Genomic DNA, 25,943 nt, shown 5'->3' with positions numbered 1-25,943 from the left:
GGGGTCACGACACCGGTGCGGGCCCGGCCCTCACCCGTTCGGGGGGCGGGTGACCGACTGGAACGGCCACCCTTCAGGGTCCCGCGCCGAGCTCGCGAGGCGTGGGGGGAAGGGTGGTCCTTCTTCAGCCGCAGACCGCGCCCTGCGCGGCGGAGCTCACCAGCTTGGCGTACTTGCCGAGGACGCCGGTGGTGTAGCGCGCGGGCAGCGGCGTCCAGCCCTCGCGGCGGCGGGCCAGCTCCTCGTCGTCGACCAGCAGGTCGAGGGCGCGGCGGGCCAGGTCCAGCCGGATCCGGTCGCCGTCCCGCACGAAGGCGATCGGGCCGCCGTCGGTGGCCTCGGGCGCCACGTGGCCGACGCACAGCCCCGTCGTCCCCCCGGAGAACCGGCCGTCGGTGAGCAGCAGGACGTCCTTGCCCAGGCCCGCACCCTTGATCGCGCTGGTGACGGCGAGCATCTCGCGCATGCCCGGGCCGCCCCTGGGGCCCTCGTAGCGGATCACCACGACGTCGCCGGGCTGCAGGGTGCCCTCGGTGACGGCGTCCATGGCGCCCTGCTCGCCGTCGAAGACGCGGGCGGTGCCCTCGAAGACGTCGGCGTCGAAGCCGGCGGACTTCACCACGGCACCCTCGGGCGACAGCGATCCCCGGAGGATCGTCAGCCCGCCGGTCTTGTGGATGGGGTCGCTCATCGCGTGGACGATCGTGCCGTCGAGGTCCGGCGGGGCGATCTCGGCCAGGTTCTCCGCCATCGTCTTCCCGGTCACGGTCAGCACGTCGCCGTGCAGCAGCCCGGCGTCGAGCAGTGCCCGCAGCACGACCGGCACGCCGCCGACGCGGTCGATGTCGGTCATGACGAAGCGGCCGAAGGGCTTGACGTCGGCCAGGTGCGGCGTGCGGTCGCCGATCCGGTTGAAGTCCTCGAGGGTCAGGTCGACCTGCGCCTCGTGCGCGATGGCCAGCAGGTGCAAGACGGCGTTGGTGGAGCCACCGAGCGCCATGACGACGGTGATCGCGTTCTCGAACGCCTCCTTGGTCATGATCTGGCGGGCGGTGATGCCGTGGCGCAGCAGGTTGACCACGGCCTCGCCGGAGGCGATCGCCACGGCGTCACGCCGGCTGTCGGGAGCCGGCGGGGCGGCGCTGCCGGGCAGGGCCATGCCGAGGGCCTCCGCGACGCTGGCCATGGTGTTGGCGGTGTACATGCCGCCGCAGGAGCCCTCGCCCGGGCAGGCGGCCTTCTCGATCGCGTCGAGGTCGTCGCGGCTGATCAGCCCGCGGGCACAGGCCCCCACGCCCTCGAAGACGTCGATGATCGTGAGGTCGTCGCGGTCGCCGAGCCTGCCGGGCAGCGTCGAGCCCGAGTAGACGAAGACGCTGGCCAGGTCGAGGCGGGCCGCGGCCATGAGCATGCCGGGCAGCGACTTGTCGCAGCCGGCGAGCAGCACGGTGCCGTCGAGCCGCTCGGCGAACACGACGGTCTCGACCGAGTCGGCGATGACCTCGCGGGAGACCAGCGAGGCGCGCATCCCCTCGTGGCCCATGGAGATGCCGTCGGAGACCGAGATGGTGCCGAACTCGAGCGGGAAGCCGCCGGCGGCGTGCACCCCCTCCTTGGCCCGCTTGGCCAGCCGGTCCAGGGAGAGGTTGCAGGGGGTGATCTCGTTCCACGACGAGGCGACGCCGATCTGCGGCTTCTCCCAGTCGTCGTCGCCCATCCCCACCGCGCGCAGCATCGCGCGGGCCGGTGCGCGGGTGATGCCGTCGGTCACCTCGCGGCTGCGGGGCTTGACGTCGGCGCTGGTGCGCGGTTCCTCCACGGTGGTCACGTCCGGCGATGCTAGGCCGGTCGGCAGGACCCGCCCAGAGACGGCTGATACTGGTACGGACACCACCACCGAGGAGCCGCCGTGTCCGCCACCGCCCGACGCGAGCTCGCGGAGTTCCTGCGCTCCCGCCGCCGCCAGGTCGACCCGCGCGTGGCGGGGGTGCCGGCGGGGGGTGCGCGGCGGACGCCGGGGCTGCGGCGCGAGGAGGTCGCGCTGCTCTCCGGCGTGAGCCACACCTGGTACACGTGGCTGGAGCAGGGCCGCGACATCCACCCGTCGCGGCAGGTGGTCGACGCGCTGGCCCGCACGCTGCGGATGTCACCGGCCGAGCACGAGTACGTGCTGCGGCTGGCCGGGCACGGCGCCGCCCCGGCCGGGGCCGCCGACGGGATGCCCGCGCACGTGCAGCGGCTGCTCGACGCGCTCGGCCCCTCCCCCGCCTACGCGATCACCGCGGGCTGGACCATCACCGGCTGGAACCGCGCCTACGAGCGGCTCTACCCAGGGGTGGCCGCCGTCCCGCCGGCCGAGCGGAACCTGCTCTGGCTGGTCTTCACCGACCCCGCCGTCCGCGAGCTGCTGGGCGACTGGACGACCGACAGCCGCCGGTTCCTCACCCAGTTCCGCGCCGAGGTGGGGCCGCGGCTGGCCGACCCGGAGGTGGTCGACCTCGTCGCCCGGCTGGAGGCGGCGAGCCCGCACTTCCGGGCCGGCTGGGCCAGCCACGACGTCGACCGGTTCAGCTCCTCGGAACGGCGCTTCGAGCACCCGCAGGTCGGCACGCTGCTGCTCGAGCACCACCAGCTCACCCCGGCCGACGCCCCGGGCCTGCACCTGGTCGTGTACACGGCGGCCGAGGGCGGGGACGCGGCCGGCCGGCTGGCACGGCTGTCGGCCTGAGCCGGTCTGGGAGGATGTGCGGACGTGGGGACGGCGCGACTGCGGACGAGCCGGGTGGCGCTGCTGCCGGTGGTCGTCCTGGCGATCTGCGTGGTGCCGCTGGCGTCCGCGGCCTCCTGGACGCCGGTGTTCCTGCTCGTCCCCGGGCTGGCCGCGGCGTGGGTGCTGCGCGCCGGGGTGGACCTCGGCGACGGCGGTGTCACCGTGCGCTCCCTGGTGGGCGCCCGGCGGGTGCCGTGGGCGGAAGTGGCGGGCATCCGCGTCGCCGAGCGCGGTGCCCTGTGGCTGGTCACCACCCGCGGCACCGAGCTGCGGTTGCCGGCGCTACGGGCCCGCGACCTGCCCCGGCTGGCCGCCCTCTCCGGCGGCCGCATCCCGGCGCCCGCCGGCCCCGGGGAGACGCCCCCGTAGGCACCCGGGACCCGGCCCGCGGTCGCTGCCCGCACGTACTGTTCGTGGGGTGAGCCGGCAGCGGGTGCGACGGGGACGGGGGCTGGCCGGCGCCGCCCTGCTGGCCGCCGTCCTGACCGCGTGCGGCGGCGACGGCTACGAGCCGGCCGGGCCGTTCCGGCCGCAGCCGGAGGGCCCGCCGCCGCAGGTGGGCCCGCCCACGGAGACCCCGCAGGCACCCGGTCCCGGCGACCCGGCCGACCCCGAGGCCGACGAGGAGGCCGGCGACCCGAACGTGGTCGCCTCGGGCCTGACCGTCCCCACCGGCCTGGTCGTGCTGCCCGACGGCAGCGCGGTCGTCGGCGAGCGGGACTCCGGGCGACTGCTGCAGGTCTTCCCGGACCGCTCCCCCGCCCGGGAGCTCATGACGCTGCCCGGCATCGACACTGCCGGGGACGGCGGCCTGCTCGGCCTGGCCCTCTCACCCACCTTCGCCGAGGACGGGCTGTTCTACGCCTACGTCTCCACGGCCACCGACAACCGGGTGGTCCGCTTCCCGATGGGCGGCACGCCCAACCCGGTGCTGACCGGCATCCCGCGCGGCGAGACCCACAACGGCGGCGGGCTGGTGTTCGCCCCCGACGGCTCGCTGTTCGTGGGCACCGGCGACACCGGCGACCCCGCGCTGGCCCAGGACCGCGCCTCGCTGGGCGGCAAGGTGCTCCGGATCGACGTCTTCGGCCGCCCGGTGGAGGGTGCCGGCCCGGTCTACGCCACCGGCCACGCCGACGTCCCCGCGCTGTGCCTGGGCGGGGAGCAGGCGCTGTTCGCCACCGACGCGTCGGCGACCGGGACCGACGAGCTGGACCTGGTCACCGAGGGCGGGGACGCCGGCTGGCCGACCGCCGGCGCGGAGAGCACCGGCCCGGTCGTGGAGTTCCCCGCCGAGGAGGGTGGGCTCGGCGGCTGCGCGGTCGCCGGGCGCACGGTGTTCCTCGGCTCGCTCGACGGTCGCCGCGTGCACTCGGTGCCGCTCGACGGGTCCGGCGCGCTGGCCGACGAGCCGTCCGAGTTCCTCACCGACCGCTACGGCCGGCTGCGCACCGTCGTCCTCGACACCGAGGGCGCGCTGTGGATCACCACGTCGAACAGGGACGGCGTCGGCACCCCGGTCGCCGACGACGACCGGGTGCTCCGCGTCTTCCCGCCGGGCGGGGCGTCCGACTCCCCGCTGTGACATCGTCGGCCTACCGGCCGACACCGCGGCCACGTGCCGTCCCCCCGTCGCGCGGAGCCGCTGCCCGTGTCCCGGTCGGGAGACCCTCCGGGCCCCCGCGACCGGTCCACCCCAGCCGGGTGCCGTACCCGGCTCGACTGCTCAGCTACTGACCACGCGTTCCTCGAGCATCCGCTTCACCGTCGCGGCGTCGGCCTTGCCGCGGGTGGCCTTCATGACCGCGCCGACGAGCGCGCCGAGCGCCTGGACCTTGCCGCCCTGCACCTTGGCGACGACGTCCGGCGCCCCGGCGATCGCGGCCTCGACGGCGGCGACCAGCTCGTCGGACTCCCCCATCACGGCCAACCCGCGGGCCTCGACGACCTGCTTCGGGTCGCCCTCGCCGGCCAGCACGCCGTCGAGCGCCTGCCGGGCGAGCTGGTCGTTGACCGTGCCCTCGGCGACCAGGCGGGTCAGCTCGGCGACCTGCTGCGGCGTCACGGCCAGCTCGGTGAGCTCCACACCGGCGTCGTTGGCGCGACGGGCCAGCTCACCGAGCCACCACTTGCGGGCGTCGGCGGGCGTGGCCCCGGCGGCCACCGTGTCACTGACCAGGCCGAGCGCCCCGGCGTTCACCAGCCAGGCCATCTCGGTGGCCGGCAGGCCCCACTCCTCCAGGAGCCGCACGCGGCGGGCGGCGGGCAGCTCGGGCAGCCCGGCGGCGAGCTCCGCCACCCACGCGGCGTCCGGCGCGACCGGCACCAGGTCGGGCTCGGGGAAGTACCGGTAGTCGGTCGCCTCCTCCTTGCTCCGCCCCGGCGAGGTGCTGCCGGTGTCCTCGTGGAAGTGCCGGGTCTCCTGGAACACCCGGCTCCCGGCGTCCAGGACGGCGGCCTGCCGGCGCATCTCGTACCGGACCGCCCGCTCGACGCTGCGCAGCGAGTTGACGTTCTTGGTCTCGGTGCGGGTCCCCCACTCCAGGTCGCCGATCGGGTTCAGCGAGGTGTTCACGTCCGAGCGCAGGTTGCCCTGCTCCATCCGGACCTCCGAGACGCCGAGCGCCAGCAGGATCTCGCGCAGCTCGGTGACGTAGGCGCGGGCGACCTCGGGGGCCTTGGCGCCGGCGCCCGGGATGGGCCGGGTGACGATCTCGACCAGCGGGATGCCGGCGCGGTTGAAGTCGACCAGCGAGTGCGAGGCGCCGTGGATGCGCCCGGTGGACCCGCCGACGTGCAGGTTCTTGCCGGTGTCCTCCTCCAGGTGCACCCGCTCGATCTCCACGCGGTACGTCTCGCCGTCCACCTCGACGTCCAGGTGGCCGGCGGTGCACAGCGGCTCGTCGTACTGGCTGGTCTGGAAGCCCTTGGGGATGTCCGGGTAGAAGTAGTTCTTCCGGGCGAAGCGGCACCAGGAGGCGATCCGGCAGCCCAGCGCCAGGCCGATGCGGATCGTCGCCTCGATGGCGGCGGCGTTGGCCACCGGCAGCGAGCCCGGCAGGCCCAGGCAGACCGGGCAGGTCTGGGTGTTGGGCTCGGCGCCGAAGGTGGTCGAGCAGCCGCAGAACATCTTCGACGCGGTGCCCAGCTCGACGTGGGTCTCCAGGCCGATGACCGGCTCGTAGCGGGTGAGGAGCTCGTCGAACTCGACGAGGGTGTCGCTCATCGGGAGTCGTTCTCCTTGCGGACGGAGCGGCCGGTCACCACGGCGCCGACGGCGGTGAGCACGCCCAGGACGATGAAGACGGCGAAGAATGCCTCGCCGGTGGCGATCCAGCCGATCAGCCCCACCAGGACGACGAACGCGGTGAGGCCCCACGCGGCCTTGAGCGCGCCGTTCACGCCGGGGCCCCCGTCCGGTCGGTGAGCTGGTCGAGGAAGCGGGCGCCGCGGGCGGCGTCCAGTGCGGCCTCGACCGCGGCGGCGACCCGGTAGCAGCGGTCGTCGGCCAGCGCCGGCGCCATGACCTGGAACCCGACCGGCAGCCCCTCGGACAGCCCGCAGGGCACCGAGATCGCCGGCAGCCCGGCGAGGCTGGCCGGCAGGGTGCACAGGTCGGCGGCGTACATCGCCAGCGGGTCGTCGACGCGCGCGCCGATCGGCCAGGCCACCGTCGGGCTGGTCGGGCTGACCAGCACGTCGACGTCGTCGAACGCGGCGGTGAAGTCGCGGGTGATCAGCGAGCGCACCTTCTGCGCCTGCCCGTAGTAGGCGTCGTAGTAGCCGGCCGACAGGGCGTAGGTGCCGAGCACGATGCGTCGCTTGACCTCGGGGCCGAAGCCCTGTTCTCGGGTCAGCGACATGACCTCCTCGAGGGAGTGGCTGCCGTCGTCCCCCACCCGCAGGCCGAACCGCATGCCCTCGAAGCGGGCGAGGTTGGACGACGCCTCGCTGGGCGCGATCAGGTAGTAGGCGGGCAGCGCCAGGTCGAACGCCGGGCAGGACACCTCGCGCACCTCTGCGCCCATGCCCGCGAGGAGCTCGACGGTCTCGCGCACCCGGTCCAGGACGCCGGCGTCGTAGCCGTCGGTGTGCCCGTCGCCGCCGAGCTCGCGGACGACGCCGACCCGCAGACCGGCCAGCTCGCCGCGGGCGCCCTCCCCGGTCGCCTTCACGAGCACCGGCACGGGCGCGTCGATGCTGGTGGAGTCGCGCGGGTCGTACCCGCCGATCGCCTCGTGCAGGACCGCGGCGTCGAGCACCGTGCGCGCCATCGGGCCGGCCTGGTCCAGGCTGGAGGAGAAGGCGATGAGGCCGTAGCGGGAGACCCCGCCGTAGGTCGGCTTGTGCCCGACCAGCCCGGTCATGGCGGCCGGCTGGCGGATCGAGCCGCCGGTGTCGGTGCCCAGCGCCCAGGGGGCCAGCCCGCCGGCGACCGCCGCCGAGGAGCCGCCCGAGGAGCCGCCGGGGATCCGGTCGGGGTCCCACGGGTTGCGGGTCGGCCGGTAGGCGGAGTTCTCGGTGGAGGAGCCCATCGCGAACTCGTCCATGTTGGTCTTGCCGAGCACCACCGTGCCGGCGGCCTTGAGCCTTGCTGCGACGGTGGCGTCGTACGGCGGGCGCCAGCCCTCGAGGATCCTCGACCCGCTGGTCGTGGGCACGCCCTCGGTGACGAAGACGTCCTTGAGCGCGACCGGCAGCCCGGCCAGCGGGCCGAGCTCCCCGCCCGCGGCCCGGGCGGCGTCCACCTCGGCGGCGCGGGCCAGCGCGGCCTCGCCGGCCACGTGCAGGTACGCGCCGAGCCCACCGTCGACCGCATCGATCCGGTCGAGGTAGGCCTGGGTGACGTCGACGGCGGTCGCGCCGGCCGCCAGCAGCGCCTGGATCGCCGGGACGTCCAGGGACGTCGGGTCGAGGGTGCTCACTCCTCCTCCCCCAGGATCTGCGGCACGCGGAAGCGGTCGTCCTCCGCCGCCGGCGCCTGCGCCAGGACGACGTCCCGCGGCAGGCTCGGGATGACGACGTCCTCGCGCGCGACGTTGGTCAGCGGCACCGCGTGGGTCATCGGCGGGACGTCGTCGACGTCGGCCTTCCCGACCTCGGCCACCGCGTCGAGCACCGCGGACAGCTGGCCGGCGAAGTGGTCCAGCTCCTCGTCGGTGAGGGCCAGCCGGGCGAGCCGGGCCAGGTGCGCTACGTCATCACGGCCGAGTCCGGCGGTGCCCTCCCGGCCGAGCGCGGCGGGGGCCTGCGGCTCGGGGACGACGGCGTCGGTCTCCTGCGGGGAGGGGGTGCTCATGCTGGGGCGGGACTCCACTCCGTCGGCGCCGCGGAGGACGCTCGTCACGACGTTCGGAACCCAGCCACTGTACGTGGGGGGCCCGCCGAGCCGGTCGGCCGGAGCGGCCGCTCGACCGCCGGGCCGTCGATGGGGGAAGCTGTCGCGGCCCGCGATCGACGGAGATCGGCCCGTCCCCCCCGAGCACGGAGGAACCGTGTCCCATCTCCTGCGGCTGGTCGTGCCGGACCGCCCCGGCATCCTCGGCGCCGTGGCCACGGCGCTGGGCGAGGCGGGCATCGACATCGTGTCGGTCGACGTGCTGGAGCGCGGAGGGGACGTCGCGGTCGACGACATCGTGGTCGACCTCCCCCCCGACCGGCTGCCCGACAGCCTGATCACCGCCGCGCAGACCGTGCCCGGCGTGCACGTGGAGTCGCTGCGCCCGTTCCACGGGCCGCTGGACACCCACCGCGAGCTGGAGCTGCTGGAGGCACTGGCCCGGGCCGCCACGCCCGGCCCGCCCGCCCTCGCGGTGAAACTGCTGGCGGCCGAGCTGCCGCGGGTGTTCCACAGCGGGTGGGCCGTGGTGCTCACCGGGTCCGCACCGTGCGAGGTGCTCGCCGCGTCGGACGCGGCGCCGACCTTCGACGGGATGACGCTGCCCTGGATGCCGCTGACGGGGCCACGGCTGCTGCCCAGCGAGGCCGACTGGCTGCCCGAGCGCTGGCGGGAGATGGCGCTGGAGATGATGGCCACCCCGTTCGGCCCGGGGACGGCGGTGGTGATCGGCCGCTCGGGCGGTCCGGCGTTCCGCCGTTCGGAGCTGCTGCGGCTGGTGCACCTCACCGGGATAGCCGCCAGCGTCGCCCACCTGCCGCCGGCCTGACGTCCCCCGGGTGCTCCGCGCGACTGCGGCCCGTCCAGGAGCCGAGGGTCCTCAGGCGACGAGCCGGTAGCCCACCCCGCGCACCGTCCGGATCTCCGGCGAGCTCAGGCCGGCGGCCTGCAGCTTGCGGCGCAGGTTGGACATGTGCGCCTCGACCAGGCGGACGCTGCCCTCCCAGTCGGTCTGCCAGACCTCGCGCAGCAGCGTCTCGCGCTGCAGCACCCGACCGGGCCGGGAGGCCAGCGCGGCGAGCAGGTCGAACTCGGTGCGGGTCAGGTCGACGACGGCGCCGTCCACCCGGACCTCGCGGCTGTCCTCGTCCACCTCGAGCTCGGCCAGCCGCAGCACCGACTCCTCCACCGGCGCGGGGCGCGGGGCGGGGACGCGGGGCCGGCGCAGCATGGCCTGCACCCGGGCGACCAGCTCGCGCGGCGAGAACGGCTTGGCCATGTACCCGTCGGCGCCCACGGCCAGCCCGATGAGCAGGTCGACCTCCTCGGCGCGCGCGGTGAGCATGAGGACGTAGCACTCGCTCTCGGCGCGGATCTGCCGGCACACCTCGGTGCCGTCGGCGTCCGGGAGGCCCAGGTCGAGGACGACGACGTCCGGTGCGGCCCGGCGGACCTCGGCCAGCGCCTCGGCGCCGGACGCGACCGCGCGGACGTCCATCCCCGCCCGGCGCAGGACCGTGCAGACCAGCTCCCTGATCTCCTCGGTGTCCTCGACGACGAGCACGGACTGCTCGGACACGACGTCTCCTCCTCGCTTCGGGATCGACGCCCACCGGGAGGCCGGGCGTCACCTGACCGGGTGATCGACGGTGGCCGGGGCCGTCTTGAGCGCGACCCCGCGGCCTCACCCGGAGGGGGGAGCCTGGCCCCGGCCTCCGCGGCGCAGCTCGACCGCCGCCGACGCCATCGGCGCCGTCGCGCCGTGGTGGACGACCGCGACAGCGAGCCCGCGGCCGGCGGCCAGCCGGGCCACCGTGCCGACGACGGCGGCGTCGGCACCCGGCGTCATCACGGAGGAGGCGACGACGACCCGGCCGTCGGGCGCGAGGACCCGGTCGACGACGTCCCGGGCCGCCTCCTCCCGGGGGTCGTGGAAGGCCCGCAGGTTGGAGGACACGACCACGTCGAAGGGGCCCGCGCCCAGGTCGGCACCGAGCACCGTGCACCCGCGGTCGGCGAGCAGGGACACCAGGACGCCGTGGCCGCAGCCCGCCTCCAGCACCCGCTCCCCCGCCCGCGCCGCCACCACCCCGGCGGCCCAGGCCAGTCGCTCGGAGGCGGGCACGGGGCTCCCGTGGGGGCTCACCCCGACGGGGCGGACTGCGCGGTCCGGGCTCAACCGGTCCGCGGTCGGCGCCGAAGGTACGGGCACCTCACCACCGAGGCAGCCCCCGGGGCCCGATGCCCCGCCCAGCAGGAGGACCGCGATGATCGGCCTCACCCGTCGCACCGGCGAGTACTGCCGCCTGGACCCCGACCACATCGAGCGGGTCGAGGCGGGCGCGGACACCGTCGTCATCACGACCGACGGGGCCCACTACTGCGTCCGGGAGAGCCTCGGTCAGATCATCGGGGCGATCCGGGAGGACCGCGCCGGCGTGATCGCCGCCTGCTACGTGCTCGACCGCGGTGAGGACGCCGACCCGCTGGGCCTGGGTCGCGGCGACGTCCCACCCCAGGCGCACGCCCCCGGACCCGTGGTGCCCATCCGGTTGCCCTGACCGCAACGGGCCTCGCCCCCTCGGAGGGAGGGCGAGGCCGGGTTCCGGTTCAGTACCGGCTCCGCACGGCCGATGTCCTGACCGAGAGGAACGGACCGACCAGCGAGGAGCCTCCGTTGAACATCGCCGCTCGCGGGATGCCGGCCACCGACGTCCAGGTCTACAGCGAGGTCGCCCAGCTGCTGGACCGCCGGGCGGCGATGGCGCACCCGCCGTTCAGCCTCACGGTGTCCGACTCGGTGGCCCTCGGCATCGCCCGCCTGTTCCGCAGCACGTCGCTGACCGGCGAGGTGCTCGACCGCTTCGCCGCCGGTGGGACCGTCGACAGCGACGAGCTCGTCGAGGCGGCCCGCTTCGAGCAGGGCTACGCCTCCGCGGAGGGCTACGCGGCGCTGCGCTGCCTGGTGCTGTGGGTGCACAACAGGACGCACCGCACCGAGACGCGGCGCTCGCAGTCCGCCTGACCGGCCGCCCTCACCGCTCCGTCTCCCGCACCAGCACCCCGTCCCGGCCGTCGACCCGGCCGGCGGCGGGGTCCCTGCGCGCCCAGTGGCCGGCCAGCAGGGACCCGGACACGTTGTGCCAGACCGAGAAGACCGCCGCCGGCAGCGCGGCCGCGGGGCTGAAGTGCACCGTGGCGAGCCCCGCGGCCAGCCCCGAGTTCTGCATGCCGACCTCGATGCTGATGGCCCGCCGGGCCGAGACGTCCATGCCCGTGACACGGGCGATGCCGTACCCGAGGGCCAGGCCGAGGCCGTTGTGCAGGACCACCGCGAGCACGACCACGAGCCCGACCGACGTGATCGTGTCCGCGCTGCCGGCCACGACGACGACCACGACCGCGGTGATGCCGACGACCGAGACCAGCGGCAGGGCCGGCAGGACCCGCTCGACCACCCGCGGGACGACGAGCCGCAGGACCAGCCCGAGCAGCACCGGCACCAGGACGATCTGCACGATCGAGGTGAACAGGCCCCCGGCGTCCACGGGCAGGTACTCCCCCGCCAGCCACAGCACCAGCAGCGGGGTCAGCAGGGGCGCGAGCAGGGTCGACACCGACGTCATCGCGACGGACAGGGCCGTGTCGCCCTTGGCCAGGTAGACCATCACGTTGGACGCCGTCCCGCCGGGCGCGGCCCCGACCAGGATCACCCCGGCGGCGACGGCGGCCGGGAGGCTGAGCGCCTGGGTCAGCAGCCACGCCACCCCGGGCATCACGACGTACTGCGCCGCGACGCCGAGCAGGAGCGCCCAGGGCCGCCGCGCCACGATCGCGAAGTCGGTCGCCCGCAGGGTCATGCCCATGCCGAGCATGATCACCATCAGCAGGTACGGCACCAGCGCGCCGCCCCCGGCGAAGGTGTCCGGGGTCGCGAGTGCGATGCCGCCGGCCACGACGACGATGAGCGCGAACCAGCGCCCGACGAACGCACTCAGGGTCGCGATGCCGTCCACGGGGAGCCACTCTCACAGCGGGTGCGCCGAGCAACAACCGCAGCGGTGGTACTGGTACGGCGACCACCACCCGCGCGCTCCCGTCGGTAGCGACGGTGAGACTGCGCCCGTGACTGCGTTCTTCATCCCGCGGGCGAGCGACGACGAGCAGGCGGAGCGGCTCTACGACGCGCTCGCCGAGTTCGCCGGGTGCGAGCCCGCTCCCCCGGGCCGGCGGGTCCGGTCGATCACCTTCCGCCAGGACGGCGCCCAGTGGGTCGCCTCGGTCGGTGAGGAGCTGTCCGGCCGGCGGACGACGCGTTCCCTGCGCCGGGGTGAGCTGGTCGAGCACACCGAGACGCTGTCCTCGACCTCGCGGGTGCTGGCCGTCTACCCGGGCACGCCGTTCGTGGTCGTGACCGACGCCCAGCCGATCACCGGCACGCCGTCGGAGTGGGCCAACCCGTTCACCGCCCAGCCGGACGAGGTGACCCTCTTCGACGCGACCTGATCCGCCGCTGTCGGCGGCACTGGACGGCACGTCGACCGTCCGTGCGGATCAGGAGCGGACGCCGTTCGGCTGGCGGCGGGTGGACGTGGCGCGGAGGACGTCGAGGCTGACGCCGGCGCCGATCGCCGCGACGAGTCCGGCGAGGAGGAAGGGGACGAGGAAGCCGCCCGTCGTCTCGGCGAGGAAGCCACCGAGCGGAGGACCGCACAGCTGCGCGAGCCCGAAGGCCAGGGTGCAGCGACCGAAGGCCCCGGCGAACTCCCGCGGGGTCAGGAAGTCCGACAGGTGGGCGGCGATGACCGCCGGCAGCCCGGACATCATCAGGCCGAACAGCAGGGCCGACACCGAGGCCAGGGGTTCCAGGCCCAGCGGCACGAGCAGGATCGCCCCTGCCATGGCCAGGTAGCCGCCGACCAGCGTGGCGCCGCGACCCCACCGGTCGGACAGCGGTCCCAGCAGGACGCCGCCGACGGTCAGGCCGATGCCGACCAGGGTGTAGACCGCCGAGGCGTGGCCGGCCGAGAAGCCGGCGTCGTCCTCGAGCGCGGTCACCAGGTAGCTGGTGTAGACGGAGTAGGCCAAGCCGTAAGCCGCGTAGCCGCTCGTCAGACCGATCCAGCCGGGGACCCGTCGCAGGGCGGCGGCGCGCACGGGCGCGTCGTCGTCGCGGTGCGGCGCGGGCCGGAGCAGGAGCAGGAGCAGGACGAGCGCGACCAGCGCGATCGCCGTCTCGACCAGGTAGACCGTGCGCCAGGAGGCATCACCGCCCTGGGCCTGCAGACCCCAGGTCAGGGCGCTGGCGAACACGATCCCTGCGCCGATCCCGGAGCCCGCGACGCCGATCGCGGCCCCGCGGCGCGACGGGCGGACGACCGAGCCGGCGAGCCCGGGAGCCGGCACCCAGATGAAGGCGCCGCCGATGCCGGTCAGGGTGAGTCCGACGGACAGCTGCCCCGCACCGTCGGCCCGGGTGAGCAGCGCGAGGCCGAGCGCGCTGCAGGCCAGGCCGGCCTGGATGAGCGCGGCCGGCCGAGCGCGGCGGGAGAGGGTGCTCACGGCCAGGGTCCCGAGCAGGTACGCGGTGACGTTGGCCGTGGCGACCAGCCCCGCGACGGCGTACGAGCCCAGCAGGTCGCGGTTGATCGCCGGGAGCAGCAACGCGTACGAGAAGCGACCGAAGGCCTGGGCGACGGCGGAGGCGAGCGCCACGAGCAGGACGAGCACGCGTGGCCGCACCTGCACGACACCACCTCCGCAGCTGCACCGGCCGTCCGACGGGCCGAGTCCACCACCTCGGCTCCCGCTCCGCCCGTGGACGCCTGCACCCTGCACGGCGACGCGCTGGACGGCGAGGAGGTCCGGTCGACCAGCGCCGCTCCGGCCCGGGCCGGGCACCGAGGGCAGGCGGAGCCGGCGACCGCGGCCCGGTGCGCCACAGCGGAACTGCGACCACCACGAGCCGGTGCGTCAGCGCGGACGGGGTCGGGCCGGCGGGGTACCGGCCCGACCCCGCCGGATCACCGTCGGTTCGCGCCGGGGACGAGCAGCACCTTCCCGGCATCGCCGGTGAGCAGTTCGACCGCGGCCTCTGCCTCGTCGAGGGACAGGCGGTGGGTGATCAGCCAGTCCAGGTCGATGCGACCGGACTGCAGCAGGAGAAGCAACTGCTCCCAGGTGTCCCAGAGCCGGCGGCCGAAGATGCCGCGGAGGGTGATGCCCTTCTTGTTCACGAACGCCGCGACGTCGATCGCGGCCGGCTCGCTCGGGTGTCCGACCGTCACGAGCGTGGCCTCCCGCCGCAGCGCCGCCAGCAGCGGCGGCAGCACTCCGCGCACGCCGGAGACCTCGAAGGCGACGTCGAAGCCGCCGCGCGGGCCGGCCAGGTCGCGGCACACGCCGACGACGTCGTCCGACGGGTCGAGCACCCGGGCGCCGATCGACTCCGCCTGCTTCCGGCGGAACGGGTTGGGTTCCACGGCGACGACGGCCGCCGCTCCCAGGGCGAGGGCGATCTGCGCGATGACCAGACCCACGGGCCCGCAGCCGTTGACAAGGACGTACTGCCCGGCCACGGCGTACCCGGACCGCTGGACGGCGTGCATGGCCACCCCGGCCGACTCCAGCAGGGCACCGGTCTCGAGCGACACCGATCCGGGCAGCGGCACGCAGATGTCCGCCGGGACGGCGACTCGTTCGGCAAAGACGCCGTCGATGTGCATGCCGAGGATGCCGGTCCGCTCGCAGGTGTGCGCGCTGCCGGTCCGGCACGGGTAGCAGCGGCCGCAGATGAGGTGGCTCTCCAGCGCCACCCGGTCGCCGGGGGCCACGTTCTCGACGCCCGCGCCCACGGCGAGCACCGTGCCGGAGCCCTCGTGGCCGAGGACCACCGGCGGGGTGAGGTCGAACGCCTGCGCCGAGGGCGTCCACTCGTAGAGCTCCCGGTCGGTGCCGCACAGCGAGGCGGCGGCCACCTCGAGCAGCACCTGCCCCGGGCCGGCGACGGGCTCGGCCCAGTCCTCGCGGACCTGGATGCCGCGCTCGGCTGCGTGCTTGACGACGGCCTTCATGGTGTCCTCCTGGTCGATCGGTGGGGTGTCCCGCGCGGCTCAGACGAGGCCGGCGAAGCGGCGGAACAGGTCGGGGGGGCCGACCTGGCCGCCCTTGAGCAGGACGCGGCAGCCGGCGACGGTGGCCGCGTCATCGGTGGTGCAGATGGGTCCGGCGGTGACGAACTGCTCGGTGACCCGCAGCTCGCTGACGCCCATGGCCAGCAGGGCGTGGCTGGAGGTGTCGCCGCCGCAGACGACGACGTCCCGGGTCAGTCCCCGGCGGGCCAGGTCGCCGGCGAGCCGGCCGATGGTGCCGCCCACCGCGGCGGCGGTGGCAGAGCCGGCGCTCAGCCGGGGGTCGTCCGGTCCCTGCGTGGTGTGAGCGACGACGTCCCGGCCGGCCCGGAGGGCCGCCTCGACGGCGGCCGACCACGGCCTCCGTGTGACGTCGCCGGCGAAGTCCCCGGCCGGGATCGGGACGTCGACCCAGCCGTGCCGGACGGCGTCGTCGATCTGGCCGGCGGTCGTGGTGGAGGCCGAGGCCGACACGACGAGCGTCGGGCCACGGGAGGCGGTGGGAGCCGGCGGCCTGCGGGGGGCACCGCCACGGAGGCGGGCCAGCGCGGCCATGATGCCCCCGGAACCGACGACGAGCGCCGGTCCGGCGGGACGAGGGTCCCGGAGCAGGGCCTCGGCGACGGTGTCCATCTGCGCCTCGTCGACGGCGTCCACGACGAAGGCCTCGGCGTCCGCCGCCTCGCGCAGTTGCGCCCACCGGTCGTCGAAGGTGCCGTCGGCATGGGCCGGCAGGTGCAGGCCCGGGACGGGGCGCCCGCTCGTGAGCTGTCCGGCCAGGACCAGCCGCAGGTCGGCCTCGTGCATCGGCGTGGACGGGTGACGTGCCATCACCGGGTGCCGGTCCAGCCGGTACACCTCCCCCGCGTGGACGCCGAAGTGCTGGCTGAAGGCGGTGTAGCGACCGAAGCCGGGCTGCGCGGGGACGACGGGCACCGGTCCGTGCCCGGGGAACCGCTCGTGCAGGAGCTCGATGCCCCGCCCGATGCTGCCGACGGTGGGCGAGGAGTCGAACGTGGAGCAGACCTTGTAGAGCAGCACGGACAGGTCCAGGGACGCCAGCGGGGCGAGACCGGACCGCACCGCCTCGTCGAGTGCGTCGCCGGCCAGCGAGCGGGCCGGTCCGGCGATGCCCACGACGTCGGCGTCGTCCGGCACCGACCGTCCGGGGTCGAGGACCAGCACGGCGTCGAGCCCGTGGGCGTGCGCCTGCGCGAGGACGTCGCTGGCGCCCGTCAGGTCGTCGGCGAGGAACCCGAAGCGGGCCATCAGGCACCTGCCGGGAACGTCTGCAGCGCGTGTGCGAGGGCGGAGTCACCACGGGCCGCGTGCGCCGCGGCCGCGTCCGCCAACGGGTTCCCACCCACCGCCGCGGTCCACGCCTGGCGCAGGCTGCGGACACCGGCGGCCGGCCCGTCCGGGTGGGCGGCGATCCCACCGCCGGCCAGCATGAGCAGGTCGGTCGACCCCACCGCCGCGAACGTCGGACCCGGCGTGTGCACGTTCTGCCCGGACGACAGCGTCGGCAGCGGGGCGATCGTGGTCCCCAGCGGCGCCTGCAGGCTGCGGATGTTCGCCGCGACCTGCTCGTCCCGCTCGTAGAACTTGCTGCCCAGCCCGCTGGCGTGGACGTGGTCGGCGCCGGCCAGGCGGGCCAGCTGCTGCCAGACCGTGAAGTCCACCCCCAGGGCGGGAGAGCGCATCGAGGCGGCCAGTCCGGCCCGGTGGCCGTGGACCGGCACCTGGGCGAACCCGCGCAGCCACGCGAGCGCCGGCAGGCCCATGACCGGGACGTTGAGCATCACGCAGTTCCCGCCCGCCTCGACCACCAGGTCGTGGCGGCGCTGGAGGCCGGCGAGGTCCCCGGTGATGTTGAAGGCGTACATCGTCCGGTGCCCGGTGACCTGCTCGGCGTCGCGGATCTCCTCCAGCGCGACGCGGACGCGGGTCTCCAGGGGGAGGTACGCCGGATCGGTCATCAGCTCGTCGTCCTTGACCAGGTCGATCGAGGCGCGGGCCAGTTCGCGCACCACGCCGCGGAACTCGTCCTCCACCAGGCCGACGTTCGGCTTGACGATCGTGCCGATCAGCACGCCGTCCGGCACGCCCATGAGCTTGCGGGTGCCAGCCACGCCGAAGGCGGGGCCGGGGTGGGCCGCGACGAACTCGTCGGGCAGCTCGATCGACTGCAGCCGGCAGGCGTACAGGTCGACGAGCTCGAAGAGGTTGCCGGCGACCGCGGTGAGCAGGGTCGCGATGTCGGTACCGGTGTTCTCCATCGGGAACTCGACGACGACCTCGGCCGCGGTCACCCGCTCCGGCCGGCGCCTCGACGGCAGGGAGGGCGGGCACTCGCCGAGCTCGCGGATCTCCACGACCTGGGCCGCATGGCGCTCGCGGATCCGGTCGGACTCTCCGGGGACGGCGATGAAGGTCCCGCTGGACTGCTCGCCGGCGAGAGCGGCCGCGGCCCGTGCGACGTCGACGGCCTCGATGTAGTAGGTGCAGCGGATACGGCGGGGGTCGCGCATGTCGGGGTCCTCCGATCGGTGCGGGTGGGATGGCGCGGTCACGCGTGGTGGGGTTTCGGCGGGACCACGGGCAGGGGGACGGGCTCGAGGGCTCCCGCCCGCTTCATGACCCAGGCCGCGACGGTGGGGGCCAGCAGGGCCGTGACGAGGACGGCCGTGGCGGCCTGGGCGGACGCGGAGGCGACGAAGGGCGCGAAGTTCGGGTCCGCGGCGGCGACGGCGGCGGGAACGGCCACCGCGTTGCCGGCGGTGGTGCCGGCCGCGAAGCCGATGCCGCTCTCGCGGCCCCGGCGGAGCAGGAACCGGTAGCCGAGGTAGGTGAGCCCGCCGGTGAGGACGACGACGCCGACACCCAGGACGGCGCCGGCGGCACCCCCGGTGAGGACGGTCCGCAGGTCGATGCCGGTACCCACCGCGAAGGACATGAACGGGATGACGACGTTCGGCACGGCGTCCAGGACCTTGGTCCACTCGCGGTCCACCGCGCCGATGAACAGGCCGATGAGGAAGGGCACCAGCGCGGCGACCAGCGCCAGGAGGGGGATGTCGGCCAGGCCCGAGGCGCCCAGGAACACCAGCGCGAGGAAGGGGCCGTCGTCGAAGGCGCTGGCGACGTAGGCGCCGCGGTCCCGTTCGTCCCCGTACTCGCCGGCGAAGGCGAGCCACATGGCGCCGTTGCTGTTCCCGAAGATGGCGATCAGCCCGAGGATCGAGACGCCGAGGATCCCGTCGACGCCGACCGTGAGTCCGAGGACCACGCACAGCGTGATGGGGATGAGGGTCTTGGCGAGGAGGACGACCAGCGTCGTCCCGGCGGCGCCCTTGCCGTTGTGCGTGCCGGTGATGGACGCCCCGGTGGCCAGGACCAGCAGGGCGATGAGGGCGAGGGCGCCCTCCTTGAACAGGGCGGTGGTGAAGCCCCCGATCCCGAGTGCGTCCGGCGCGAAGGTGTTCATGAGAACGCCGAGCGTCAGCGGGATGAGCATCAGGCCGCCCGGGACCCGCCGCATCGCCTCGAACATGGGGAACGTGGACGGGCTCGTCCGCAGGACATCGCTCACGGTGACCTCCATGGGTCCGGACAATGTGTCCGTACAATTTATCCGTACGAAGGTAAGGTGACGTGCGCCACGCCGTCAACCCCCTGTGCCGGACAGGGCACGATGCTGGGAGGGACGGCGCCGGTGCGTCGCCGCGGCGCTCAACGGGAGGAGGGCGGGATGTCCGTCGAGGGGTCCATGGCGTCCGAGGTCACGGACGACGTCCCGCCGCCGCCGGAGCTCGGCCGCACCGCCGGTGTGCCCTTGTACGCGCAGATCCGCGACGCGCTCCGGCACCAGATCGACAGCCACTCCCTGCCGCCCGGAGCCCCGCTGCCGACCGAGGAGGCGCTGCAGGCGCGCTACGGCGTCTCGCGGAGCGTGGTCCGGCAGGCGCTGGGCGACCTCGCCGACCTCGGACTGATCGTCCGTCAGCGCGGCCGCGGCAGCGTCGTCGCACCACGCGCCGAGCACCGGCGGCGCGCCGACCAGGCCGGGGGCCTCCGCCAGCAGGTGGAGGCCAGTGGCCACCAGTTGCGCACCGAGATCGTCGGGCTGGCGGTCGACGAAGCTCCGTCCGCCGCGGCCGTCGCGCTCGGGGTGACCGACACCTGGCGCCTCGAGCGGATCCGGCGGGTGGAGGACGAGCCGCTGGTGTTCATGCGCACGTGGTTGCCGAGGGAGCTCTTCCCGCACCTGTCGGCCGAGGACCTCGACGGCGGCTCCCTGCACGACTGGATGCGGGCCCGGGGTGTGGAGCCGCAGGGCGGACCGCGTCAGCTGCAGGCGGTGCCCGCGGACGAGGCCGTGGCCACCCACCTGGACCTGGGCGTCGGCGTGCCGGTCCTCCTCCTGCAGGGGGTGACCCGGGACCAGTACGGGCGCGGGCTCGAGTGGTTCACCGCCTGGCACCGGCCGGACACCGTGTTCGACGTGGACGCGCACGTCGGGCCCCGTCCGCCCGGAGCGGGCGGGGGCGAGGAACTCGGACGGGTGCGCGAACTGGTCCAGGAGCTGGCCCTGCTGCTCGGTACGCGGTCACCGCAGCCCCGAGCAGACGAGGGGTGAGCACGTGGCGGACCATCCGGAGCTGCGCGGGCAGGTGGTCGCGCTGGGTGCGTCGCTGTTCGCCCGCGGCCTGACCGCCGGTCGTACGGGGAACCTGAGCGTGCGCGTACCCGGCGGCTTCCTGGTGACCCCGACCGGGTCGAACCTCGGGCAGCTGTCGACCGACCAGCTCAGCCTCGTCGACCTGCAGGGGTGCCACCTCGACGGGCCACGGCCCTCCAAGGAGGCGTTCCTGCACGCAGCCGTCTACCGGGCCCGGCCGCAGGACGCCGCGGTGGTGCACACGCACAGCACCCACGCGGCTGCGGTGTCCTGCCTGGCCGACCTGGACCCGCGCGACGTGCTGCCGGCCCTGACGGCCTACTACGTCATGCGGGTGGGGCGGCTGCCGCTGTTGCCGTACCACGCTCCGGGCGACCGCTCGCTCGCGGAGCTGGCGGAACGGACGGCCCGCACGTCGCACGCCATGCTGCTGGCCAACCACGGGCCTGTCGTCTCCGCCGCCGACCTCGCGTCGGCCGCCGATGCCGTCGAGGAGCTCGAGGAGACCGCCCGCATCCACCTGCTGCTGCACGGGCGGCGGACGCGGCCGCTGACGCCCGAGCAGGTCGCGGCGCTCCGGCGGACCTGAGGCAGCGGGTCAGCGACCCGTCCCCCGCACTCGTGCTGGCCGTGGAGCGGAACGGCCTCGCGGACGCCGGACTGACGACGGCCGACGGAGGCCCCCGGCACGACGTCGCCGCCAGCCTGCTCTAGGGAACGGTGGTGCCGGCGGAAGAAGGTGCGACCGCCCTGTCCCACCTCGAGCGGCAGTTCCACACGCCTACGGCGGTGACGTCGACCCCTGGGTGCGCGAGCTCGTCGACCGCGGTGTCCCGGTGTACGCCGACTGCGCCGGCCCGGCCGCGGCGGCCGTCCGCGCCCGGACAGCCGCCGTGGAGCAGTACCGGTCGGCGCTGGCGGCCGAGCCCGGTCGGGTGGACCTCACCGTGCTCGACGAGGACCTCCAGCCCCTCGTCGTCGACGACCTCGCCGAACAGCTGCGCGTCACCGTCCCCGGCAACGACGAGGACCCGGTGTCCCCGACGGCCGTGGCCCGCCGACGCACCCGGCTGCTCGTGACCGGCCTGCCCGGCGCGGGCAAGAGCCCGAAGGCCGCGCAGCTCGGGGAGCGGATGCTGGCCGGCTGCGAGTGGCAGGACGAGGACCTGGCCTTCGCCCGGCCCAACGGCCGGCCGGTCGACAGGAAGCCCGACCACGACGACTGGGCCCGTCTGCTCCGGTGCCCCGGCGTCCGGCACGTCCGCCTGCACGACGGCCGGCACAGCGCCGCCACGTTGCTGCTGGGCGAGAACGTCCGCCCGCGCGTCGTCATGGAGCTGCTCGGCCACAGCCGGATGCGCACGACGATGGACGTCTACAGCCACGTCATGCCGGCCCTGGCCCGCGAGGCCGCCGACCGGATGGGCGGCCTGCTGCTGCCGGGTGAGGGTGGGCGGACTACGACCAGGGATGACTCAGGCCGCTCTGCAGAGGGAGAACGGCCTGGTCATCGGGTGGAACCGAGGGGACTCGAACCCCTGACCCCCACACTGCCAGGGCGGCTGAGTGGGGTCCAGGGCGGTACGCCAGAGTTCATTTGCGCAGGTCAGAAGGTTGCGTTGTCATCTGCGGACTCCTGCGGACGACCATGAATACCGTCGTCAGGCCACCATGGTGGCACCACACGGCAGCCGCCTGACCGACCGTTGAGCGCCGCCTGAGCAGCTGACGATCGGACGGCCTCCTCACCTCGGGGCTCGTGATGCGCTCACCTGGACGATGCACGGCTATTTGGTCATACTTCCGACCATGACGACTCTGTCGCTCGCGGACGCCAAGGCGCACCTGTCGGCCCTTGTGGCCCGGGTCAGCGGCCAGCACGAGCGGGTCTACGTGACGGTCCACGGCAAGCCGTCGGCCGTCCTGGTGGCGACGGAGGATCTCGAGTCGCTTGAGGAGACGATCGAGATCCTGGCCGATGCCGAGACGATGCGGCGATTGCACGCCTCGGATACCGAGCTGGCCCGTGGCGATGTGGAGACGCGCGAGGAGCTGGACGCGGCCATGCGTCGGCGCCTCGGCTCCAGTTCGTGACCGAGGAGCGGGCGGACTACGACCTAGCGATCACGCCGACCGCCCGCCGCCAGCTCGCCGAGAACCTGCCCGAGGCGGTCGCCGCGGCCGCATATAAGTTCATCACCGGCCCGCTGCTGGACAACCCCCATCGGGTCGGCAAGCGGCTTCGTCCCCCGCTCGAGGACCGGCACAGCGCGCGCCGCGGCACCTACCGGGTCATCTACCGCATTGACGAGGACATCCACACGGTGACCGTCGTCGATGTCGCCCATCGTCGAGATGCGTATCGCTCCGGCCATTGACCACCTGTCGCTACGTTACTGCCGAGGACAGAATCACCAACCGCCAGATTGCGAGTTCGCTGGTGTGCGGTTCGCGGTTGTCCGCCCCCGTACGGATGTGCAGGTCAACGAGGCAGGCCGGTCGGGGGCGAACGGTGCTGGATGACCGTGAACGCCATGCTGTGGCACACACGCTGGCACACAACACCACCAGTCGAGGCGATTGGCTGCCCTCCGCCCGGTCCGCGCCCTCGCCGTCTTTCCAGCCTGAGGCGGAAAAGCTCGTCAAGCCGATCGGCCAACCAGGCGAGCCGGGCCCGAATGGAGCGAGCCTGCAATCCCGCGCCGGCCGCGGTGAGGATCAGCGCGGTTCTTCGAGCGTCAAGCGTGGACGGAACACGCAGGAGACCGGTCGATTGGGCTCGGTCGACGAGCCGACTGGCCGTGGAGGGCGCCACGTCGGCCACGCGGGCGACGTCGCCGATGGTGACTTCCTGGCTGGCGGCGGCCCCCCGAGCGCATGCCTCGACCACGAGCAGGCTCGACATCTCGACCGGAGCGTCGTCCTCCGTGATGATTTTGTAACTGGGTGCGCTCCAGACCCACAGGTCCGGTGGACGGCCTTGCTCACCTAACAGTCAGACCACAGCGCCGTCCTCGCGACGCGGACTGGAGGTCCGCCGCCCGGCGGCGACCGGAGCCTCGGGCCGCGGCGGCCAGCGTCGGTCCAAAGCCACGGTGAGCGGGACGGCGACCGACACCGTGGAGATGGTGCCGGCGATGGTGCCGAGGATCAGAGCGAGGGCGAAGCCGGTCAACGAGTCGCCGCCGAGGGCGAGCAGGGCTGTGACGGTGGCCGCGAAGAGCGTGTGCGGGAGCGCGAGGTAGACGAGGACTGGCCCGTCGGCGCACCGCACGATCGGCCGCAGGTCCTCGGCGGAGGTGACGTCGGCGGCCACATACCGCAGCTGGCGGCACAACGCCGCCCGATGGGCGAAGTCGACCTCGGCGGCGTGCTCGGCGAGTGCAGCGGCAGCCTGCTGCCTGAAGGCGTCATCGTCCCCATCCTCACGGCCGACGCCGATGATGGTGAGGGCGTCGGGCAGTCGGCCCGCGCGCTGCAGATGCGCGAGGGCCGGCAGAAGGTAGCGCCTGCTCAGGTCACCGCCGGCACTGAGGAGCAACAGGGTCGAGGGCACCGGTCCTACCTCTCCGCGTCTTGGTCCGCTGCGCCGGGGCCGCTCAATTCTGGATGGCAGCAAACGCCAGGCAGGCCAGGGTCAACAGCAGGCCGGCGCCGAGGGTGATGCGAGCCATGTAGGCGTGGCGCATGGTCGTTCCTCCGTCGTAAGCGTTCAGACCCAGGCGAACCGTTCGGTGTGGATGCGGTCGGCGGGCACGCCGATCGTGGGAAGAGCGGCTTCCATCGCGTCGAGCATCGGGTTGGGGCCGCAGGCGAAAAACTGGAACCGCCGGTACCCGGAAGGCAGGTGGCGGCGCAGCACGTCGACGGTGACGTACCCGGTTTCCCCAGTCCAATCCGAAGGTGGCTGCTCGAGCACGTGCACGACCCGCAGGTTCATCCGGTCGGTCAGCTCGTCGAGTTCCGCACGGAACGGGATACTGTCCCAGTCCCTGTTGGCGGCGAAGAGCACCACGGGCCGGACGTCGCCGCGATCGGCCAGCGTCCGAACCATGCTCATCGCCGGGGCGAGACCGACGCCGCCGGCGATCAGGACGTACCCGGCACCCTCGTACTGGTCGATCGAGAACGCCCCATGCGGGCCATCGACGTAGACGGTGGTGCCCGGTGCCACCCCGCCCACGGTGGAGGTGAAGTCGCCGGCGGCCTTGATGGCGACGGCGATCGTGCCGCCGTCCTCGGCGCTGGAGGCCAGGGAGAAGGGGTGGGAGGTGACGGTGAACGGGGACCGGCCGACGGTGATCCAGGCGAACTGCCCCGGGGCGAACTGCAGTCCGTCGTGCCCCTCGGCGCGGAGGGCGAGGACGGTGGTGCCTCCGGGCTCGGGGACGACCCGGTCCACGGTCCAGGGCCGGCGGCGCAGCCGCAACGGCCGCAAGATCCGCACCCAGATCAGCAGCCCGACGAACGTCGCCGACATCAGGCCCCAGAGCACCTGCTTCCCGACGCTGTCGACGTAATAATTGACCAGCAACACATGAATCAGGGCGGCGAGGACCGCAACGACCGCCAGGACGGCGTGCGTCAGCTGCCAGGCCTCGTAGGACAGCCACAGCCGCCGGCGCCACACCGACGTCGCTACCAGGACGAGCAGGGCGAGCGCCGCCGCCACCCCGAACCGGACCCGCCACGGCGTGTCCGGAGAGAACAGGGCGGCGACCAGGCCCCAGTCCGCCGACAGCGCCACATGGACCATGACGAAGGTCAGTCCGATGTAGCCGATGTGCCGGTGGAACTGGACCACCGCGTCGGTGCCGAACGGCTCAGCCACCGCGCGGATGCGGGCGACGAGCGCGAACTCCACCCCCATCAGCGCCAGCCCGACAAAGCCGAGCGCGACGGAGAAGTCGGTCCAAAAGCCCTGTCCCGCCCGGTTGGTGCCCACCAGCGCGAACACCAGCGGAGCCAGGCAGATCCCGACGAACACCGCCAGCCAGACGATCCCGCGGGCGACCGGCCTCATGCCGCGCTCCCTGGCGTGCTACCGGCGAGCCCACCGGCCTTCCGGCGGGGTCCGTATCGGGAGCGGAAGAGCAGGTAGGCGACCGGCCCGGCGAGGATGGGCAGCCAGTAGGAGGCCAACCTATACATCAGCGTGGCCAGGACCGCCTGACCGGTGGCCACGCCGGCGAGCGTGAGGGTTCCGTACAGGCCGGCCTCGACGAAGCCGAGCCCGCCAGGGGTGATGGGGATCATCCCCAACAGCAGGGCGGAGGCGAAGACCAGCAGCACCAGCGAGGGGTGCGGACGGCTGCTGCTGGCGGCCAGGGCCGCCAGCAGGGACAGGTAGTCGAAGCCGAGCTTGCCGGCCACGGCCAGCAGCGCCTTCCACCAGCCGGCGCCGAGTACCGCGCGCACGGCGTTGCGCTCCTGCAGCAACCGCTGCGGCAGCCCCGTTGACGGCGGACGGCGGCGGACCAGCCGGTTGCGCAGGGACTGCACGGCTCCGGCCGCGGCGACCAGCGGCCGGTCGGCGACCAGCACGGCCGCGCTGAGAGCGGCGACCAGCACGAAGACGGCCCCACCGAGGATGGCTGACTGGAGCAGGGTGCGGGGTACGTAGACGCCGGTGAGCACCGCGGGCAGGGCCAGCACCGGCAGGAAGAGGACGCTGGCGGTCTGCAACACGGAGAAGGCGGTCAGCCCGGTGACCGCGGTGGCCGGTTCGATGCCGGCGCGGCCGAGCATGCGGAACTGCAGCGCCGCGCCGGCGGCCGCGCCGCCGGGCACGACCCGGCTGAACGCGTTGCCCGACAGCTGGGCGGTCGCCACCGGGAACCAGGCGGTGGTGCGCAGCGCCATCCGCTGCAGCACGAGCAGGCAGCAGAGGCTGGCGACCTGCCCGGTGACGACGGCGGCGAACCACCCTGGGGCGATGTCGGACAGCTTCGGCCAGGACGCGAAGACCTCGGTGACTTGCGGCGCGAACAGGTACAGCGCTACCCCCATCACCGTGAGCAGGAG

28 protein-coding genes and 1 pseudogene are annotated in these 25,943 nt (G+C 74.1%); 12 read left to right on the top strand and 17 right to left on the bottom strand.

Annotated elements, in window-relative coordinates:
• Positions 1–124: 124 nt before the first annotated feature.
• The gene (ilvD, locus tag BLR12_RS21855; protein ID WP_091382459.1) at positions 125–1,828 is read right to left on the bottom strand and encodes a dihydroxy-acid dehydratase; all 1,704 of its coding nucleotides are present in this window, start codon (positions 1,826–1,828) and stop codon (positions 125–127) included.
• An 81-nt stretch (positions 1,829–1,909) separates the two neighbouring features.
• Here ilvD and BLR12_RS21850 point away from each other — a divergent pair, with 81 nt between their 5' ends.
• The 3 genes from BLR12_RS21850 to BLR12_RS21840 are packed head-to-tail and all read left to right on the top strand — an operon-like array spanning position 1,910 to position 4,355.
• Complete coding sequence (locus tag BLR12_RS21850; protein ID WP_091382457.1) at positions 1,910–2,728, top strand: helix-turn-helix transcriptional regulator; 819 nt, start codon at positions 1,910–1,912, stop codon at positions 2,726–2,728.
• Between the two features lie 24 nt (positions 2,729–2,752).
• Positions 2,753–3,139, top strand: a complete 387-nt coding sequence (locus BLR12_RS21845) for a PH domain-containing protein (protein ID WP_091382455.1) — start codon at positions 2,753–2,755, stop codon at positions 3,137–3,139.
• 49 nt (positions 3,140–3,188) lie between these two features.
• Complete coding sequence (locus BLR12_RS21840) at positions 3,189–4,355, top strand: PQQ-dependent sugar dehydrogenase (RefSeq protein WP_091382453.1); 1,167 nt, start codon at positions 3,189–3,191, stop codon at positions 4,353–4,355.
• A gap of 141 nt (positions 4,356–4,496) precedes the next feature.
• Here BLR12_RS21840 and gatB read toward each other — a convergent pair whose 3' ends face one another.
• The 4 genes and pseudogenes from gatB to gatC form a co-directional block, all read right to left on the bottom strand.
• Positions 4,497–5,996, bottom strand: a complete 1,500-nt coding sequence (gene gatB, locus BLR12_RS21835; protein WP_091382451.1) for an Asp-tRNA(Asn)/Glu-tRNA(Gln) amidotransferase subunit GatB — start codon at positions 5,994–5,996, stop codon at positions 4,497–4,499.
• Positions 5,993–6,172 (bottom strand): hypothetical protein, encoded by a 180-nt coding sequence (locus tag BLR12_RS21830; RefSeq protein ID WP_091382449.1) that lies wholly within the window; start codon positions 6,170–6,172, stop codon positions 5,993–5,995. Before BLR12_RS21830 ends, gatB begins: the two co-directional genes overlap by 4 nt.
• Positions 6,169–7,671: an Asp-tRNA(Asn)/Glu-tRNA(Gln) amidotransferase subunit GatA gene (gene gatA, locus BLR12_RS21825; RefSeq protein WP_176832647.1), complete on the bottom strand. Its 1,503-nt coding sequence runs from the start codon at positions 7,669–7,671 to the stop codon at positions 6,169–6,171. Before gatA ends, BLR12_RS21830 begins: the two co-directional genes overlap by 4 nt.
• A gap of 20 nt (positions 7,672–7,691) precedes the next feature.
• Positions 7,692–7,985, bottom strand: a pseudogene (gene gatC, locus BLR12_RS21820) (Asp-tRNA(Asn)/Glu-tRNA(Gln) amidotransferase subunit GatC); the annotation flags it as partial.
• A 280-nt stretch (positions 7,986–8,265) separates the two neighbouring features.
• Between gatC and BLR12_RS21815 the strand changes: the two are divergent.
• Positions 8,266–8,937: an ACT domain-containing protein gene (locus BLR12_RS21815; RefSeq protein ID WP_091382446.1), complete on the top strand. Its 672-nt coding sequence runs from the start codon at positions 8,266–8,268 to the stop codon at positions 8,935–8,937.
• 51 nt (positions 8,938–8,988) lie between these two features.
• On the opposite strand, the gene BLR12_RS21810 is transcribed toward BLR12_RS21815, so the two are convergent.
• Both BLR12_RS21810 and BLR12_RS21805 read right to left on the bottom strand, forming a co-directional pair.
• Complete coding sequence (locus BLR12_RS21810; RefSeq protein WP_091382444.1) at positions 8,989–9,687, bottom strand: response regulator transcription factor; 699 nt, start codon at positions 9,685–9,687, stop codon at positions 8,989–8,991.
• 105 nt (positions 9,688–9,792) lie between these two features.
• Positions 9,793–10,233: a methyltransferase domain-containing protein gene (locus BLR12_RS21805; RefSeq protein ID WP_091382443.1), complete on the bottom strand. Its 441-nt coding sequence runs from the start codon at positions 10,231–10,233 to the stop codon at positions 9,793–9,795.
• 142 nt (positions 10,234–10,375) lie between these two features.
• On the opposite strand from BLR12_RS21805, the gene BLR12_RS21800 reads away from it, so the two are divergent.
• Both BLR12_RS21800 and BLR12_RS21795 read left to right on the top strand, forming a co-directional pair.
• Entirely contained in the window at positions 10,376–10,669 is a 294-nt protein-coding gene (locus BLR12_RS21800; RefSeq protein WP_091382441.1) for a flagellar FlbD family protein, read from the top strand.
• 116 nt (positions 10,670–10,785) lie between these two features.
• On the top strand, positions 10,786–11,133 hold the full coding sequence (locus BLR12_RS21795) for a hypothetical protein (RefSeq protein WP_255363699.1): 348 nt from the start codon (positions 10,786–10,788) through the stop codon (positions 11,131–11,133).
• Between the two features lie 10 nt (positions 11,134–11,143).
• Here BLR12_RS21795 and BLR12_RS21790 read toward each other — a convergent pair whose 3' ends face one another.
• Complete coding sequence (locus tag BLR12_RS21790; protein WP_091382437.1) at positions 11,144–12,124, bottom strand: bile acid:sodium symporter family protein; 981 nt, start codon at positions 12,122–12,124, stop codon at positions 11,144–11,146.
• A gap of 109 nt (positions 12,125–12,233) precedes the next feature.
• Between BLR12_RS21790 and BLR12_RS21785 the strand changes: the two genes are divergently transcribed.
• On the top strand, positions 12,234–12,614 hold the full coding sequence (locus BLR12_RS21785; protein ID WP_091382436.1) for a hypothetical protein: 381 nt from the start codon (positions 12,234–12,236) through the stop codon (positions 12,612–12,614).
• Between the two features lie 48 nt (positions 12,615–12,662).
• Here the strand turns inward: BLR12_RS21785 and BLR12_RS21780 are convergent, their stop codons facing one another.
• From BLR12_RS21780 to BLR12_RS21760, 5 genes are all read right to left on the bottom strand, one after another.
• The gene (locus BLR12_RS21780; RefSeq protein ID WP_176832634.1) at positions 12,663–13,856 is read right to left on the bottom strand and encodes an MFS transporter; all 1,194 of its coding nucleotides are present in this window, start codon (positions 13,854–13,856) and stop codon (positions 12,663–12,665) included.
• A gap of 275 nt (positions 13,857–14,131) precedes the next feature.
• On the bottom strand, positions 14,132–15,181 hold the full coding sequence (locus BLR12_RS21775; protein ID WP_091382432.1) for an alcohol dehydrogenase catalytic domain-containing protein: 1,050 nt from the start codon (positions 15,179–15,181) through the stop codon (positions 14,132–14,134).
• A 39-nt stretch (positions 15,182–15,220) separates the two neighbouring features.
• A complete protein-coding gene (locus tag BLR12_RS21770) occupies positions 15,221–16,507 on the bottom strand; it encodes a four-carbon acid sugar kinase family protein (RefSeq protein ID WP_091382431.1) in 1,287 nt (428 codons plus the stop codon).
• Complete coding sequence (locus BLR12_RS21765; RefSeq protein ID WP_091382429.1) at positions 16,507–17,769, bottom strand: RuBisCO large subunit C-terminal-like domain-containing protein; 1,263 nt, start codon at positions 17,767–17,769, stop codon at positions 16,507–16,509. The genes BLR12_RS21770 and BLR12_RS21765 overlap by 1 nt, the downstream gene beginning before the upstream one ends.
• Before the next feature lie 38 nt (positions 17,770–17,807).
• On the bottom strand, positions 17,808–18,830 hold the full coding sequence (locus BLR12_RS21760) for a 2-keto-3-deoxygluconate permease (protein WP_218120785.1): 1,023 nt from the start codon (positions 18,828–18,830) through the stop codon (positions 17,808–17,810).
• A 159-nt stretch (positions 18,831–18,989) separates the two neighbouring features.
• Between BLR12_RS21760 and BLR12_RS21755 the strand changes: the two genes are divergently transcribed.
• From BLR12_RS21755 to BLR12_RS21735, 5 genes are all read left to right on the top strand, one after another.
• Complete coding sequence (locus BLR12_RS21755; RefSeq protein WP_091382425.1) at positions 18,990–19,877, top strand: GntR family transcriptional regulator; 888 nt, start codon at positions 18,990–18,992, stop codon at positions 19,875–19,877.
• A 4-nt stretch (positions 19,878–19,881) separates the two neighbouring features.
• A complete protein-coding gene (gene otnC / locus BLR12_RS21750) occupies positions 19,882–20,508 on the top strand; it encodes a 3-oxo-tetronate 4-phosphate decarboxylase (protein WP_091382424.1) in 627 nt (208 codons plus the stop codon).
• A gap of 217 nt (positions 20,509–20,725) precedes the next feature.
• A complete protein-coding gene (locus tag BLR12_RS24930) occupies positions 20,726–21,571 on the top strand; it encodes a tyrosine-type recombinase/integrase (protein WP_218120784.1) in 846 nt (281 codons plus the stop codon).
• A 157-nt stretch (positions 21,572–21,728) separates the two neighbouring features.
• Positions 21,729–22,013 (top strand): type II toxin-antitoxin system Phd/YefM family antitoxin, encoded by a 285-nt coding sequence (locus BLR12_RS21740; RefSeq protein ID WP_176832633.1) that lies wholly within the window; start codon positions 21,729–21,731, stop codon positions 22,011–22,013.
• Positions 22,010–22,297, top strand: a complete 288-nt coding sequence (locus BLR12_RS21735; RefSeq protein WP_091382421.1) for a type II toxin-antitoxin system RelE family toxin — start codon at positions 22,010–22,012, stop codon at positions 22,295–22,297. Before BLR12_RS21740 ends, BLR12_RS21735 begins: the two co-directional genes overlap by 4 nt.
• A gap of 104 nt (positions 22,298–22,401) precedes the next feature.
• On the opposite strand, the gene BLR12_RS25725 is transcribed toward BLR12_RS21735, so the two are convergent.
• The 4 genes from BLR12_RS25725 to BLR12_RS21720 all read right to left on the bottom strand — a co-directional run bounded on the left by BLR12_RS25725 (position 22,402) and on the right by BLR12_RS21720 (position 25,928).
• Entirely contained in the window at positions 22,402–22,824 is a 423-nt protein-coding gene (locus BLR12_RS25725; protein ID WP_113839307.1) for a MarR family winged helix-turn-helix transcriptional regulator, read from the bottom strand.
• Positions 22,825–22,914: 90 nt separating this feature from the next.
• Positions 22,915–23,475, bottom strand: a complete 561-nt coding sequence (locus tag BLR12_RS21730; protein WP_158548612.1) for a hypothetical protein — start codon at positions 23,473–23,475, stop codon at positions 22,915–22,917.
• A 156-nt stretch (positions 23,476–23,631) separates the two neighbouring features.
• Positions 23,632–24,942 carry a ferredoxin reductase family protein gene (locus BLR12_RS21725; RefSeq protein WP_091382417.1) on the bottom strand — a complete coding sequence of 437 codons (1,311 nt, stop codon included), beginning with the start codon at positions 24,940–24,942 and terminating at the stop codon, positions 23,632–23,634.
• Positions 24,939–25,928, bottom strand: coding sequence for a lysylphosphatidylglycerol synthase transmembrane domain-containing protein (locus BLR12_RS21720; RefSeq protein WP_143018834.1), 990 nt, complete (start codon positions 25,926–25,928; stop codon positions 24,939–24,941). The genes BLR12_RS21725 and BLR12_RS21720 overlap by 4 nt, the downstream gene beginning before the upstream one ends.
• Positions 25,929–25,943 lie beyond the last annotated feature (15 nt).

The sequence above is a fragment of the Geodermatophilus sp. DSM 45219 genome (genome assembly GCF_900104025.1).
Lineage (GTDB): Bacteria > Actinomycetota > Actinomycetes > Mycobacteriales > Geodermatophilaceae > Geodermatophilus.
This window is presented reverse-complemented; position numbering and strand designations above follow the sequence as displayed.